The 13,009-nt window shown below is 64.1% G+C and carries 17 protein-coding genes and 1 tRNA gene; 11 read left to right on the plus strand and 7 right to left on the minus strand.

Annotated elements, in window-relative coordinates; all coding sequences use genetic code 11:
* Positions 1–93: 93 nt before the first annotated feature.
* Entirely contained in the window at positions 94–1,350 is a 1,257-nt protein-coding gene (locus XH88_RS37140; RefSeq protein WP_271673110.1) for a hypothetical protein, read from the plus strand.
* An 8-nt stretch (positions 1,351–1,358) separates the two neighbouring features.
* On the opposite strand, the gene XH88_RS37145 is transcribed toward XH88_RS37140, so the two are convergent.
* Entirely contained in the window at positions 1,359–1,586 is a 228-nt protein-coding gene (locus tag XH88_RS37145; RefSeq protein WP_271526577.1) for a hypothetical protein, read from the minus strand.
* A gap of 73 nt (positions 1,587–1,659) precedes the next feature.
* Positions 1,660–1,736: transfer RNA gene (locus XH88_RS37150), tRNA-Pro, on the minus strand.
* A 68-nt stretch (positions 1,737–1,804) separates the two neighbouring features.
* On the opposite strand from XH88_RS37150, the gene XH88_RS37155 reads away from it, so the two are divergent.
* The 6 genes from XH88_RS37155 (at position 1,805) to XH88_RS37180 (ending at position 7,529) form a co-directional block, all read left to right on the plus strand.
* Positions 1,805–2,794 (plus strand): L-threonylcarbamoyladenylate synthase, encoded by a 990-nt coding sequence (locus tag XH88_RS37155; protein ID WP_271673111.1) that lies wholly within the window; start codon positions 1,805–1,807, stop codon positions 2,792–2,794.
* A gap of 17 nt (positions 2,795–2,811) precedes the next feature.
* Positions 2,812–4,239 carry an FAD-binding oxidoreductase gene (locus XH88_RS37160; RefSeq protein ID WP_271673173.1) on the plus strand — a complete coding sequence of 476 codons (1,428 nt, stop codon included), beginning with the start codon at positions 2,812–2,814 and terminating at the stop codon, positions 4,237–4,239.
* The gene (locus XH88_RS37165) at positions 4,236–4,667 is read left to right on the plus strand and encodes a GNAT family acetyltransferase (protein ID WP_271673112.1); all 432 of its coding nucleotides are present in this window, start codon (positions 4,236–4,238) and stop codon (positions 4,665–4,667) included. Before XH88_RS37160 ends, XH88_RS37165 begins: the two co-directional genes overlap by 4 nt.
* Positions 4,668–4,676: 9 nt before the next feature.
* Positions 4,677–5,258, plus strand: coding sequence for an NUDIX domain-containing protein (locus XH88_RS37170; protein ID WP_271673113.1), 582 nt, complete (start codon positions 4,677–4,679; stop codon positions 5,256–5,258).
* Positions 5,259–5,360: 102 nt separating this feature from the next.
* On the plus strand, positions 5,361–6,302 hold the full coding sequence (locus XH88_RS37175; protein WP_271673114.1) for a glycine/sarcosine/betaine reductase selenoprotein B family protein: 942 nt from the start codon (positions 5,361–5,363) through the stop codon (positions 6,300–6,302).
* A gap of 33 nt (positions 6,303–6,335) precedes the next feature.
* A complete protein-coding gene (locus XH88_RS37180; RefSeq protein ID WP_271673115.1) occupies positions 6,336–7,529 on the plus strand; it encodes a CaiB/BaiF CoA transferase family protein in 1,194 nt (397 codons plus the stop codon).
* A 72-nt stretch (positions 7,530–7,601) separates the two neighbouring features.
* On the opposite strand, the gene XH88_RS37185 is transcribed toward XH88_RS37180, so the two are convergent.
* The gene (locus XH88_RS37185) at positions 7,602–8,366 is read right to left on the minus strand and encodes an SOS response-associated peptidase (protein WP_271673116.1); all 765 of its coding nucleotides are present in this window, start codon (positions 8,364–8,366) and stop codon (positions 7,602–7,604) included.
* A gap of 63 nt (positions 8,367–8,429) precedes the next feature.
* Between XH88_RS37185 and XH88_RS37190 the strand changes: the two genes are divergently transcribed.
* The 4 genes from XH88_RS37190 to XH88_RS37205 all read left to right on the plus strand — a co-directional run bounded on the left by XH88_RS37190 (position 8,430) and on the right by XH88_RS37205 (position 10,213).
* Complete coding sequence (locus XH88_RS37190; protein ID WP_271673117.1) at positions 8,430–8,930, plus strand: hypothetical protein; 501 nt, start codon at positions 8,430–8,432, stop codon at positions 8,928–8,930.
* A 15-nt stretch (positions 8,931–8,945) separates the two neighbouring features.
* Positions 8,946–9,380 carry an NUDIX hydrolase gene (locus XH88_RS37195; RefSeq protein WP_271673118.1) on the plus strand — a complete coding sequence of 145 codons (435 nt, stop codon included), beginning with the start codon at positions 8,946–8,948 and terminating at the stop codon, positions 9,378–9,380.
* A 47-nt stretch (positions 9,381–9,427) separates the two neighbouring features.
* On the plus strand, positions 9,428–9,805 hold the full coding sequence (locus tag XH88_RS37200; RefSeq protein WP_271673119.1) for a TIGR02301 family protein: 378 nt from the start codon (positions 9,428–9,430) through the stop codon (positions 9,803–9,805).
* A 141-nt stretch (positions 9,806–9,946) separates the two neighbouring features.
* Positions 9,947–10,213 (plus strand): hypothetical protein, encoded by a 267-nt coding sequence (locus tag XH88_RS37205; RefSeq protein ID WP_092227477.1) that lies wholly within the window; start codon positions 9,947–9,949, stop codon positions 10,211–10,213.
* 41 nt (positions 10,214–10,254) lie between these two features.
* Here XH88_RS37205 and XH88_RS37210 read toward each other — a convergent pair whose 3' ends face one another.
* The 4 genes from XH88_RS37210 to XH88_RS37225 form a co-directional block, all read right to left on the minus strand.
* Positions 10,255–10,569 (minus strand): cupredoxin domain-containing protein, encoded by a 315-nt coding sequence (locus XH88_RS37210; protein WP_271673120.1) that lies wholly within the window; start codon positions 10,567–10,569, stop codon positions 10,255–10,257.
* A 10-nt stretch (positions 10,570–10,579) separates the two neighbouring features.
* The gene (locus tag XH88_RS37215) at positions 10,580–11,113 is read right to left on the minus strand and encodes a DUF4142 domain-containing protein (protein ID WP_271673121.1); all 534 of its coding nucleotides are present in this window, start codon (positions 11,111–11,113) and stop codon (positions 10,580–10,582) included.
* 88 nt (positions 11,114–11,201) lie between these two features.
* A complete protein-coding gene (locus XH88_RS37220; protein ID WP_271673122.1) occupies positions 11,202–11,888 on the minus strand; it encodes an RNA polymerase sigma factor in 687 nt (228 codons plus the stop codon).
* A gap of 97 nt (positions 11,889–11,985) precedes the next feature.
* Positions 11,986–12,855, minus strand: a complete 870-nt coding sequence (locus XH88_RS37225) for a sulfurtransferase (RefSeq protein ID WP_271673123.1) — start codon at positions 12,853–12,855, stop codon at positions 11,986–11,988.
* Between the last annotated feature and the right edge of the window lie 154 nt (positions 12,856–13,009).

Consider the following 13,009-nt stretch of genomic DNA (forward strand, 5'->3'; position numbering starts at 1 on the left):
CAGGGCCGCAGCCGCTGGGACTCTTGAAATCGCCAAAGTGGCAGGCAAAGATTTGACCACACCTCGCGCCATCCGCAAATTGGTCAAGCCATCATGCCGGGCCGTAAAGCCAAGCCCCCACGCCTCTGGTTCCGAGAGGATGATGAAATCTGGATCATCCTCGACCGTGGCCGGCAAATCCGCACAGGCTGCGGCCGCGACGACATTGACGGCGCTGCGAAGGCGCTCGAAAACTACATCGGCGAGCGGCATACCAGCACAATCGGCGCCACCGACCCCGGCGTACTCGCCATAGCTGACGTCCTCACCGCTTACGAAATTTCAAAGCGTCCTAAGGACAAAAGTGACCATCGGGCATGGGCCCAGCACGACCTGCTGCTCATTCGTTTGCTAGATCTCAATAACTTCTTTGGCGACAAGACGGTCGGTGAACTCAAGGCTCAGCTTTGTCGCGATTTCGTAGACTGGTCTACGGGCACGCCGAACGACAACAACAGGAAAGCCGGCATCAAGCCCCGCCACGGTACGGTCTCGGACCAGACCGCGCGACGTCGACTTGAGGACTTGCGGGCTGCAATTAACGCGTATCACGCGGAACACACGCTTAGGGTGGTGCCAAAGATCACTCTGCCAACAAAGGCGGAGGGGCGTCACCGATGGTTGACACGCAATGAAGCCGCCCGCTTGCTCGGCGCTGCGATTGGCTACGTGTGGGACAACGAGCGGGGCACCTGGAAACGCAGGGAAGATGGCAAGCTCATTAGACGTGAGCGATGGATTATCCGTCGGCGCTATCCGGCTGCGCGCTTCACTCTGGTTGGCATGTACAGCGCCCGCCGCGAAGAGACGATCCGCCGAACACAGTGGCTGCCGACAACGACCCATCCCTGGATGAATCTGGACGCGATGGTGTACCAGGGCAAGGGGGCTTTGGAACGGTCAACCAAGAAGCGACGCCCGCCCGCAAAGATTGCCAGCCGGCTACGCCCTCACTTGGTCCGTTGGCGGAAGATCGACCAGACGCGCTCGTCCGAGCTGCGAGCGGCGGGCCTTTTGAAGAATGGCGACCAGATTCGCTTCGTCGTCAACCGCATGCACGATGGCCAGCCGCTTGCTGGCAAGATCAGATCGGCTTGGGAGGGGATCCTGGAGGATGCCGGGCTAGGCGATGACGTGGTTCGCCACTCCTTGCGCCACACCGCGGCCACCTGGCTGATGCAGGCAGGTGTCGATATGTGGGAAGCCGCTGGCTGGCTTGGTATGACCGTGGAGCAGCTCGAGGCCAGCTACGGCCATCACCATCCAGATTTCCAGGAAGAGGCCGCAGAGGCGTTTGGGGGAAAGCGCTGAGCTGAACCCTATTCGCCGCGGGCTATTCGTGCCCGGAGGTCAGCCAGAATAAGCTCGTAGGTCCGGAGGGAAGACTTGTGGTGCTTGACCATGTCCTGCGTGACGTCCCGCCAAGGCCCGTTTCCTTCGCGTTCCCCGATTGTCATTTTCCCGGCTTCCAGCGGCGCAAGATCGTCCCGGATCTGCTTTATCTGCTCCTCGACGCCCTTGGCGAAAGCCTTGAGATCGACGGGCATGGCTGCCGTGCCTCAAATCATTGCGCATTTCATTGCGCCCGAAAAACATAGAAACTATAAGTACTTGAAATGATGGTCGGAGTGGCAGGATTCGAACCTGCGACCCCTGCGTCCCGAACGCAGTGCTCTACCGGGCTGAGCCACACTCCGACAAGAGGCCGGCTTATAGCGTCGGGTTTGGCGCACCGCAAGCGGCCGAGCTGAGGAATTTTGTCCCTGTGAAAACGGGTCTTGAAACGCTGATTTTACCGGCCGGCGCGGCTGCGGCCGAGGCCGCCGCCCGGACCCTGGCCGCGGGCGGGCTGGTCGCGTTTCCGACTGAGACGGTCTATGGGCTCGGCGCCGACGCCGCCAATGCCACGGCGGTCGCCCACATCTACAGCGCCAAGGGACGGCCGGCCTTCAACCCGCTGATCGCCCATGTCGCGGATCTTGCGGCCGCACGGCGGATCGGCCGGTTCGATGCGCGCGCTTTGAGGCTTGCCGAGGCGTTCTGGCCCGGGCCGCTGACGCTGGTGGTGCCGAAGACGGATGATTGCCCGGTCGCCGATCTTGCCACCGCGGGCCTCGACACCGTCGCGATCCGCATTCCCGCCCATCCGGTGGCGCAGGCGATCCTGCGCGCTTTTGGCGGGGCCGTGGTGGCGCCCTCGGCCAACATCTCCGGTCATGTATCGCCGACGCTGGCTGCCCATGTCGAGAGCGACCTTGCTGGGCGGATCGACCTGATCGTGGACGGCGGCCCTGTCGCAGTCGGCGTCGAATCGACCATTGTCGGCTGCTTCGAGACGCCGATGCTGCTGCGGCCCGGCGGGCTATCGCGCGAGCGGATTGAGGCGGTGCTCGGTGCGCCGCTGGCGCGACCGCCGGTGGAAGCCGAGAGCGACGACAGTCAGCCGCTGGCCCCGGGCATGCTGGCCTCGCATTACGCACCGCGCGCCCATGTGCGGCTTCATGCCGATGAGGTTGCGCCTGACGAAGCGCTGCTGGCGTTCGGGCCCGATCACGTGCGCGGCCAAGAGGCCGCTGCTGCTGTCATGAATTTGTCGCCTGCGGCTGATCTCGATGAAGCCGCCGCCAATCTGTTCGGCTATCTTCGCAGCCTGGATGCGAAGGCGCCGAAGGCGATTGTGGTAATGGCGATCCCGGAAGAAGGCTTGGGCGAAGCGATCAACGACCGGCTGCGCCGGGCGGCGGTCGGAAGATGAGAGTGGACAACGAGACGATGAACATCAATCAATCCGCCGCCCCGCAGCTTGCGCCGGAGCTGATCGACCAATTCCGCAAGATCGTCAGCGATCGTCACGCGATCACCGACGCGGCCGACATCCAGCCTTACGTCACCGAGGAGCGCAATCTGTTCCACGGCCGTTCGCCGCTGGTGCTGCGTCCGGGATCGACGGCGGAAGTGTCCGCGATCTGCAAGCTCGCTTCCGCGCACAAAATCGCCCTGGTGCCGCAGGGCGGCAACACGGGGCTCGTCGGCGGCCAGACTCCGCACAATGGCGAGGTGGTGGTGTCGCTGCGGCGCCTGGACAAGATCCGCGAAATCGACACCGCCTCCAACACCATGACGGTCGAAGCCGGCGTGGTGCTGCAGATCGCGCAGCAGAAAGCATCTGACGTGGACCGGCTGTTTCCGCTCTCGCTCGGTGCCGAAGGCAGCTGCACCATCGGCGGCAATCTCTCGACCAATGCCGGCGGCACCGCGGCGCTCGCCTACGGCGTGGCGCGCGAGATGGCGCTGGGGCTGGAAGTGGTGCTCGCCGACGGGCGCGTGCTCAACGTGCTGTCGAAGCTGAAGAAGGACAACACCGGCTACAATCTGCACAACCTCTTCATCGGCGCGGAAGGCACGCTCGGCATCATCACCGCGGCGACGTTGAAACTGTTTCCGAAGCCGCGCGCGGTCGAGACGGCCTATGTCGGCCTGAAGTCGCCGGCGGCGGCGCTGAAGCTTCTGACCATCGCGCAGAGCGAAGCCGCCAATGCGCTGACGAGCTTCGAGCTCTTGTCGGAGATGGCGGTCGATTTCTCGGTGCGCCATGGCATCGACGTGCGCGATCCCCTCGCGGAGAAGCACCCCTGGTACGTGCTGATGGAATTGTCTTCGCCGAGCGACGACGCCCGCACGCCGCTGGAGACGATCCTTGGCCGCGCCATGGAAGAAGAGATCGTCGACGACGCCGTGATCGCGGCCAGCCTCGCGCAGCGCAACGCCTTCTGGAAGCTGCGCGAGGAAATGTCGGCGGCGCAGAAGCCGGAGGGCGGCTCGATCAAGCACGACATTTCGGTCCCCGTCGCCGCCGTGCCCGCCTTCATCGAGGAAGCCAATGCGGCCGTGGTCAAGCTGATCCCCGGCGCACGGCCGGTGCCGTTCGGCCATCTCGGCGACGGCAATCTGCACTACAATGTCAGCCAGCCCATCGGCGCCAACACGGCCGATTACCTGGCGCGCTGGCACGAGGTGAACGCCGTCGTGTTCGAGATCGTGCTGCGCATGGGCGGCTCGATCTCGGCCGAGCACGGCATCGGCATGCTCAAGCGCGACGAGCTGCCCGAGGTGAAGGACAAGACCGCGATCGAGCTGATGCGATCGATCAAGGCGATGCTCGATCCGCATGGCATCATGAATCCGGGGAAGGTGCTGTGAGCGCTCTTGCGATCGATGCGATCAAAGATGCAGACGTCGAGACCGTCGTCACGCTGTGGCAGCGCTGCGGCCTGACGCGGCCGTGGAACGATCCGCACGCCGACATCGCACTGGCGCGGCGGCGCGACAATTCGACCGTGCTGATCGGCCGCGACAATGGCGCAGTCGTGGCAACCGTCATGGTCGGCCACGACGGCCATCGCGGCTGGGTCTATTATGTTGCGGTCGACCCCAATGGGCGCAAGCGAGGTTTTGGCCGGGCGATCATGACGGCGGCCGAAGACTGGCTGCGCGCGGCCGGAATCGCCAAGCTCCAGTTGCTGGTCCGCCGCGAGAATGCGCAGGCCAATGCGTTCTATCAGTCGCTGGGCTTCGAGGAATCCACCTCGGTGATGTTCCAGAAGTGGCTCGACGGCCGCGAACACTGAAAGACAGTCATGACCATTTCCGATCGCGTCCGCATCAAGGACGTCCGCGTGCTCTCGGACAACTGGACGCCCCTGAAGACCACGACCTTCGACTACCGGCGCGCTAATGGCGAGTGGCAGACGCAGCATCGCGAGACCTATGAGCGCGACAACGCCGCCGCCATCCTGCCGTACAATCGCGGCCAGCGCAGCGTGATCCTGGTGCGCCAATTCCGCCTGCCCGCCTTCATCCGCGGCTATGACGATCTTCTGATCGAGGCCGCCGCCGGCGTGCTCGATAACGCCGAGCCCGAGCTGCGCATCCGCGCCGAGGCGGAGGAGGAAACCGGCTATCGTCTGCACCACGTCGAAAAAGTGTTCGAGGCCTTCATGAGCCCCGGCGCCATCACCGAGAAGCTGCATTTCTTCGTCGCGGAGTACGAGCCGTCGATGCGCGTCAGCGCCGGCGGCGGCCTGGAGCATGAAGGCGAGGACATCGAGGTGCTGGAGCTTTCCATCGACGAGGCGCTTTCGATGATCGCCGACGGCCGCATCATCGACGCCAAGGCGATCATGCTGCTGCAACACGCAGCGCTGCATATTTTCCGGTAGCCCCTGCGGAGCGGCAATTCTGGCCTGCGCAGCCCTTCGGCCTGTTGAGCAACCCGAGAACTATCTCTAGTCTGGCTCCAACCAAGAACCAGGAGACGCGCCATGTCAGCTGATAAGTCCGCCCCGCGCGACGACGAATTCGGCTTTGCGCCCGACCATGACTCCCCCATTCCCTATATGCAGCGCACGCGCGACTATTACGCGGCAATCGGCTACACCACGCCGTATCGCTGGGCGCATTACACCGCGGCACCGTTTCAGCCGCTGAGGAAGAAGCTGGCGCAGTCGCGCGTCACAATCATCACGACCGCGGCGCCTTACGATCCCACCAAGGGCGATCAGGGACCTGGCGCGGCGTATAATGGCAGCGCGAAATTCTACCAGGTCTATGACGGCGACACGTCGCAGCCGCACGACCTTCGCATCTCCCACATCGGCTACGACCGCAAGCACACGTCGGCGACCGACAACGGCACCTGGTTTCCGCTGCCGCAGCTTCTGAAAGCGAGCGCATCGGGGCACATCGGTGAAGTCGCCCCGCGCTTCTTCGGCGCGCCGACCAATCGCAGCCATCGCGTCACGCTCGACACCGACGCGCCGGAGATCCTGTCACGCTGCCTCGCGGACAAGGTCGATGCTGCCGTGCTGGTGCCGAACTGCCCGGTCTGCCACCAGACCACCGCGCTGGTGGCGCGGCACCTGGAGGCCAATGGCATCGCGACCGTGATCATGGGCTGCGCCAAGGACATCATCGAGCACGCCGCTGTCCCGCGCTTCCTGTTCTCGGACTTCCCGCTCGGCAATTCCGCCGGCAAGCCGCATGACGTCGCTTCGCAGGCACAGACGCTGGAGTTGGCCTTGAGGCTGCTGGAGACCGCAAGCGGGCCGCAAACCACCATGCAATCGCCGCTGCGCTGGAGCGGGGATGCGTCCTGGAAGCTTGACTACAACAACGTCGCGCAGCTTTCGCCGGAAGAGCTGGCACGCCGCCGCGCTGAATTCGACAAGCAGAAGGAGATCGCGCGCGGCAACCGCGCCGCCTGACGTCGAATAACCAAAGCAAAAAGGGAGAGCGACGTGACGCGACCGTTCGAGGGCGTGAAGATCCTTGACTTCACGCAAGTGCTGGCCGGCCCCTATGCGAGCTACCAGCTCGCACTGTTAGGGGCCGACGTCATAAAGGTCGAGCGGCGCGAGGGCGAGGACATGCGGCGCACGCCGCTCAGCCGCGAATGGGCCGAGCGCGGGCTGGCGCCCGCATTCCAGGCCATCAACGGCAACAAGCGCAGCTTGACGCTGGACCTGCAAAAGCCCGAGGCAATCGCGATCGTGAAGAAGCTCGCGGCTCAAGTCGATGTCGTCATGGAGAATTTTCGGCCCGGCGTGATGGACAAGCTCGGCATCGGCTGCGAGGCGCTGTCGGCAATCAATCCCAAGCTGATCTATTGCGCGGTGTCAGGCTTCGGCCAGACCGGACCGGATCGTTTGCGGCCCGGCTATGACGGCAAGATGCAGGCGCTGTCGGGCATCATGGCGATCACCGGTCACCCCGAGACCGGACCGACGCGCGCGGGATTTGCAGTCTGCGACGTGCTCTCGGGCGCGACGGCCGCGTTCGCGGTCTCGAGTGCGCTCTACCAGCGTGACCGCACCGGCAAGGGCCAGCTCGTCGATGTCTCCATGCTGGAGGCGACGCTGGCGTTTCTGTCGGGCCAGATCGCGGACTGGTCGGTGGCCGGCCATCGCCAGCAGCTGTCGGGCAACCAAGCGGTCAGCCGCAAGACCACGGCCAATCTGTTCAAGGCCGGTGACGGCTACATCCTGCTCGCCGTGAACAACGAGAAGCAATACCGCGCGCTGATGGCCGCGCTCGGTCGCGCGGACACGCTGTCGGATCCGCGCTTCGCCGACTGGTTTTCGCGCAACGGGAACGAACCGGCGCTGCGCGCCATCATCGAGGAGGCGCTGGCGAAACGGCCGGCGCGGGAATGGGAGACGATCCTGGAAGAAGCCGGCGCACCCTGCGCCAGCATCTGGAAGATCGAGGAGGTGATCGACCATCCGCAAGTGAAGGCGCGCGGCGCAATCCAGGAGCTGGATACGCCCTACGGCCGCCTGCGCTTTGCCGGCAGTGGGTTCAAGCTCGCGCATGGTGGCGGCCGGCTGGACCAGATGGCGCCGGCACTGGGCGCGGATACGGATGCCGTGCTGAATGAACTGGGATTCGATACGGCAGAGATTGCGGCGTTGAGGGCGCGAGAAATTGTGTGAAGGCGGCGCCCCACACTCGATGTCGTCCCGGCGAAGGCTGGGACGACGTCGGAATGAGTGGCTCAAGCTGAGCTAGAACAACGACCCCTGCCCGTCATCGGATGACGCAGCGGCAACCTTCCGCACTGCCTTCTTGGGCTTGGCAGCCTCAGCCTCCGCCTCCATCTCCTCCGCGCTGATCGGCAGCAATAGCTGCTCGTCATCATTGGCGACGCGGTTGACACGGGTAGAGACAGGATGCCAGGCGAATTCGCCGATGCGCGGCGCGGTCATCAGCGGCAGGATCGCATCGACCTCGTCACCGCGGCAATCGAGCCAGCGCTCGAAATCGTGGGGAGTGATGGTGACGGGGACGCGGTCATGCAGCGCGGCGAGATCTTCGCTCGCGGCGGCCGTGACGATCGCGACCGTGTCGAGCTCCTCGCCGTTCGGTCCGATCCAGGTCTCGAACACCGCGGCGAAGCCGAGCGGCGCACCGTCGGCGCGGTGGATGAAGAAGGGCTGCTTGCGGCCGTCCTCCGCCTTCCATTCGTAGTAACCGTCGGCCGGGATCAGCCCGCGCCGGCGGCGAATCGCTTTCTTGAAGGCCGGCTTCTCCAGCACTGTTTCGGAGCGGGCGTTGATCAGCAAGGTAAAGCCCTTGGGATCCTTCACCCAGCTCGGCAGCAATCCCCACCGCATCAGGCGGAAATGGCGCGCGCCATTCTCGGCCAACACAACCGGAATCGGTTGCGTCGGGGCGACATTGTACCGGGGCGGGAAATTCGGCTGCTCGATATAGCCGAACAGTTGCCGTAAAGCCGCGGGGGCCGAAGTTATGACGAAGCGTCCACACATCCTTGAGCGTCTATATAGGGTCCGTTCAGGTCCTTTTAACCCCGAACGTTAACACTGCGGCCGATGAGCTCAATGGCCTCCCAACCCGCGCGGACGCATGTACAGACGGGCCCTGAGGCTGCGGCCTGGGCGGAACGGTTGCGTGTGGCCAACATCAACCCGCGCACGGGGCTTGCCACCGACTATCTCAACCATTTCAATGAAGCCGTGATGCTGCTGGAGATGATCCCGGACATGCCGGAATGCGCCGAGGACTTCTTGACCTGGTCGCCGCTGTCCTATGCCGAGCATTTCACCGCCTCGAATTTCAAGGCACGGGATCTCGCCATCGAAGCCTATGAAAAAGCCGAGCCAAATGTACGCGCCCAGTTCGACCACATCACGGACACCATGACCTCGATTCTGACAGCGGTCGGCTCGGCCATGCGCGAGGTCGAGAAGGACACGACCCGGGTCCGCCTCGCCGAGCAGGCCACGGCTTGGGTCAAGCCGCTGATCGCGGCCTGCGGCGGCATCATCAATGGCGGCGCGGAAGCCGACGTCGACAGCATCATGGCCAACTAGCCAGGTCGCTCATAAATGTCCGTGGTCGTCCAACCCACCCATCCCCAGATCGCGGTCAGTGCCGCGATTTTCCGAGACGGCAAGGTACTGCTGACCCGCCGTGCCCGCTCGCCCGCCAAGGGGTTCTATTCGCTGCCGGGCGGCCGGGTCGAATTTGGCGAATCGCTACATCGGGCCCTCAAGCGCGAGGTCGACGAGGAAACCGGGCTCGAGATCGAGATCGTCGGCCTTGCCGGCTGGCGCGAGGTGCTGCCGGCCGCACCCGGTGCGGGCCATTACCTGATCATGTCCTTTGCCGCCCGCTGGATGGCCAGGGAACCGTCCCTGAACGACGAGCTCGACGATTTCAGCTGGATCGCCCCGGACGCGCTGGGCAGCCTCGGCGACCTTAAGCTGACCGGCGGGCTGGAGGAGATCATCCAGTCGGCCCACCGGCTGGTCGGCTCCTGATCGCCACGCCTTGCGCCATCACCCCCGAGGGGGCATACAGCCCGCCGATGTCGACGCGATTTCTGGCCATTTTTGCCCTGATTCTCGCCTGCGCTTCCGCGCCCGTCCGGGCCCAGGACGCGGCGGCGCCGTTCGACGCCGATTTGCAGCGGCTGGCCGAGATCCTCGGCGGATTGCATTACCTGCGGGGCATCTGCGGCGCTAACGAGGGCAATAAATGGCGCAACGAGATGCAGGCGCTGATCGATGCCGAAACCCCTTCCGGCGAACGCCGCACCCGCATGATCGCCGCCTTCAATCGCGGCTATAACGGCTTTCAGCAGACCTATCGGAGCTGCACGCCGGCAGCGACGGTGGCGATCCGCCGCTACATCGAGGAAGGCTCGAAGATCTCGCGGGACTTGACGGCGCGCTACGCGAACTGAGCTCGTCGGAACTCTGTCATCGACTTTGTTCACAGCCGTTAACCGTTCTTAAAGATGTGGCCTAGCGGTCGTTAATGCCCGTGCTAAACCTCTTCGTGCAGCGCATCGCCGTGGATCGCGCCCCAGCCCTGATCGAGTTTCATGAGCCAGCCGATTTCCTACGCCCCCGCCCGCGCGCCGCTGCCCGATCACGAGCAGAAACAGGCCGCCTTGAGCTATCTGAACGAGGCCTGGGCCGAAGCGCGCCATGACGGCGTCGACGGCGACTGCCTGGCACAGGCGAGCCTGTTTGCGGCGCTGGCCGAGCTCGTCGGCACCTATGGCGAGGACGCGGTGGCGAAGTTCGTCGAGGGCTTTCCCGCCCGCATTCGCAACGGCGAATTCTCGGTCTGCCTCGCAAGGCAGTAAGAACTGCCGAAATCGCCGCGCCAGATGAGCGCGGTCATTCATCACGGTTCGATTTTGAGCGTCGCTTTCATGTTGGGATGATAGCGGCAGTAATAATCGACCGTTCCTGCCTTCTTCAGCACCGATGTCGCCGATTTGTTCGGCGGCAAATTGACGTCGAAATCGCCATTCTTCGCCGTCGCGGTGTGGGCGAAGACGTCCTTGTTGATCCAGGTGATGGTGTCGCCGACTTTCGCCGACACTTCGGCCGGCGAGATCACGAGATTCTGCATCGTGATCTCGATGGTCGCGGTGTGCGCCGGGACGGCCGTGGCGGCGAAGACAATGACGATCAAAGATAGCCGTCCCAACCTCATCGCACGCTCCTTACTTCAGCTCGGACGCGACGTGTTCGGCGTGCTGCTCATGACCCTGGAAAATCTTCAGGCCGGTCTGCAACAGGCTCTTCAGCTCGGCATTGCTCGCGGACGGAATCAGCTGCGTCTCCAGCGCGCCGTTGACCGTCTTGTGATAGGCGACCTCGTTGGCAACATAGGCCTTGTCGAAGGCAGCGCCGTTCAGCTTGTCGAGCTCGGCCAGCTTGTCGCTCGCCTGCTTTGACAGCGCCTTGCTGGTGTCGTTGTCCTCAGGCGTGACGTTCAGCTTCTTGACCAGCGCCAGCGCCTGCTTGTTGACAGCTTCATGGTCTCGCACCATGTCCTCGGCGAACGCCTTGACATCCTTGTTCTTGGCCTTCTTCAGCGCCTGCTTGGCTGCGTTGATGTCGATCACGCCGGCGGTATAGGCGATGTGGGCGATCTGCGGATCGGTGAGCTTGTCGGCGGCCCGCGCGCCTTGCAGCAACACGGGGCTGGATAGCAGAACGGCTGCGGCGATCGCCGCGCTCCAACGAACGAGCATGGTTTGATACTCCTGTGCTGCCGGATTTTTTCCGGCGTTGCTTCACAGAAATTGGATGGGCGTTTCGCGCAAACGTTCCCGAAAAATTTCAGCCGGCCCCGAGACGCTTCAGCACCGCCTCGGTCAGGCGCTCGCAGCGCCAGCCGGCGAACGGAAACGCGTCCATCATGACAGGGCCGATCTCCTTCTCGACATTCTCGCGCAGCATGGTGCGAGCGCGATGCAGCCGCGTCTTCACGGTCTCGGGCTTCACGCTGAGCAGATCGGCAGTCTCCTCGATGCTCATACCCTCCATGACCCGGGCGACGAACACCATGCGGAAGACATCCGGCAACTCGTCGATGGCGCGTTCGACGACGCGCTGGATTTCGCGTTGAGCCATGGTCCTTTCCGGATCGCCTGCGGGAGAAACGGGAAACTTGATGATCTGCGCCTCGAGCGTCTGTTCGCCCACCGCGCCGAGCTCGACACGCGGTTTTGCGCTTCGCACCCGGCCAAGCGCCTCGTTGATGGCGATGCGGGACAGCCAGGTCGATAGCGCGGACTCGCCCTTGAAGCCATCGAGATGGGTGAAGGCGCGGACATAGGTCTCCTGCACCACGTCCTCGGCTTCGCTGTCGCTGCGCAAGATGCCGCGCGCGAGCCGATAGAGCCTGCGGTTGTTGGCTTGCATGATCTCGCGGAGCGCAGCCTCGTCCCGCCCCCGCGCCCGATCGATCAGTTCGGCTTCCGATCTTCTTGCGCCGGTGGACAGGCCGGCTGCGGTCCGTTGCATGACAATCACCTGTCTCCGTTGGCTCCGGACATTGGATGCAGGCTGGCAGGATAGGTTCCCAATTTTCTTACCTGCCCTGGAAGGTAAGATTCTCCGCCTAGTCGGTCTCGATCGGCAACGCCGGGTCCCTCGCCCACTCGCCCATGGAGGCATCGTACAGCGTCAGTCTATCGTAGCCCAGCTGCGTCAGCATGAGCAGGTCGATCGTCGCCGAGATGCCGCCGCCGCAATAGAGGACCACGTTCTTGTCGCGCGTGACACCCGCCGCGGTGAATTTCACTTCGGCATCAGGGAGCGAGATCAGGGTCTTGTCGGCATTGACGAGCGTCGCAGCCGGTACATTGACGCTGCCGGGCACGCGGCCCGGCCGGCCGTAGCGGCTCGGCTCGAGCCCCCGGTGAAATTGCGGCCCGAGTGCATTAACCGTGACGGTCGCGGGATCGCCGATGCGCGCCTTCACGAAGGTCTTGTCGACGAAGCAGCCGGCGCGTGGCGCGGCCTTGAAGGTCGTGGCCGGATAGCCCTTCGGCGCGCCGGTCTCGACAGGACGCCCCTCGTCCTTCCATTTGTCGAAACCGCCGTCGAGCACCCGTGCGTCGACGCCGAGTGAGCGCAGCATCCACCAGAATCGCGTCGACCACATCATGGTGCCGATGCTGTAGAGCACGATCGTTCTCGTCGCATCGAGGCCGTGGCGACCGAAGGCGGCTTCGAGTTGAGCCACGCCGGCCATCATGAAGAATTGCTGCGCGGAAGCGTCGGAGAATTCGCCTTGCAGGTCGAGGAAATCGGCGCCCGGGATGTGGCCGGCCGCGAAGGTCTTGTCCCCGGGGACGGCGCGATAGGGCATGTCGCTGCCGGACGGCGCGGGTTCGAGATAGGTCGTGCAATCGTAGAGGCGAAGGTCGGGATCGCCGACAATGGCGGCGAGTTGCTCGGTGGTGATGAGGGCGGTGGGTTGGGACATTGCTCTCTCCCAATCTAAGCTGGCGCTCCGTGGCACACTGTCATTGCCCGCGAAAGCGGGCAATCCAGTATTCCAGAGCCCGCAGCCATATTGGCCAACCTCGCCGCGGCGTACTGGATGCCCCGGTCCCGGCTCCGCCAAGGCTACGCCGGGG

The sequence above is a fragment of the Bradyrhizobium sp. CCBAU 51627 genome (assembly GCF_028128765.1).
Taxonomy (GTDB): domain Bacteria; phylum Pseudomonadota; class Alphaproteobacteria; order Rhizobiales; family Xanthobacteraceae; genus Bradyrhizobium.

What these genes read in the sequence shown, in the direction of transcription:
- XH88_RS37140 (WP_271673110.1), top strand. Translation starts at nt 94, where the DNA reads ATGCCGGGCCGTAAAGCCAAGCCCCCACGCCTCTGGTTCCGAGAGGAT.
- XH88_RS37145 (WP_271526577.1), bottom strand. Translation starts at nt 1,586, where the DNA reads ATGCCCGTCGATCTCAAGGCTTTCGCCAAGGGCGTCGAGGAGCAGATA.
- XH88_RS37160 (WP_271673173.1), top strand. Translation starts at nt 2,812, where the DNA reads ATGAACATCAATCAATCCGCCGCCCCGCAGCTTGCGCCGGAGCTGATC.
- XH88_RS37170 (WP_271673113.1), top strand. Translation starts at nt 4,677, where the DNA reads ATGACCATTTCCGATCGCGTCCGCATCAAGGACGTCCGCGTGCTCTCG.
- XH88_RS37175 (WP_271673114.1), top strand. Translation starts at nt 5,361, where the DNA reads ATGTCAGCTGATAAGTCCGCCCCGCGCGACGACGAATTCGGCTTTGCG.
- XH88_RS37185 (WP_271673116.1), bottom strand. Translation starts at nt 8,366, where the DNA reads ATGTGTGGACGCTTCGTCATAACTTCGGCCCCCGCGGCTTTACGGCAA.
- XH88_RS37190 (WP_271673117.1), top strand. Translation starts at nt 8,430, where the DNA reads ATGAGCTCAATGGCCTCCCAACCCGCGCGGACGCATGTACAGACGGGC.
- XH88_RS37195 (WP_271673118.1), top strand. Translation starts at nt 8,946, where the DNA reads ATGTCCGTGGTCGTCCAACCCACCCATCCCCAGATCGCGGTCAGTGCC.
- XH88_RS37200 (WP_271673119.1), top strand. Translation starts at nt 9,428, where the DNA reads ATGTCGACGCGATTTCTGGCCATTTTTGCCCTGATTCTCGCCTGCGCT.
- XH88_RS37205 (WP_092227477.1), top strand. Translation starts at nt 9,947, where the DNA reads ATGAGCCAGCCGATTTCCTACGCCCCCGCCCGCGCGCCGCTGCCCGAT.
- XH88_RS37210 (WP_271673120.1), bottom strand. Translation starts at nt 10,569, where the DNA reads ATGAGGTTGGGACGGCTATCTTTGATCGTCATTGTCTTCGCCGCCACG.
- XH88_RS37215 (WP_271673121.1), bottom strand. Translation starts at nt 11,113, where the DNA reads ATGCTCGTTCGTTGGAGCGCGGCGATCGCCGCAGCCGTTCTGCTATCC.
- XH88_RS37220 (WP_271673122.1), bottom strand. Translation starts at nt 11,888, where the DNA reads ATGCAACGGACCGCAGCCGGCCTGTCCACCGGCGCAAGAAGATCGGAA.
- XH88_RS37225 (WP_271673123.1), bottom strand. Translation starts at nt 12,855, where the DNA reads ATGTCCCAACCCACCGCCCTCATCACCACCGAGCAACTCGCCGCCATT.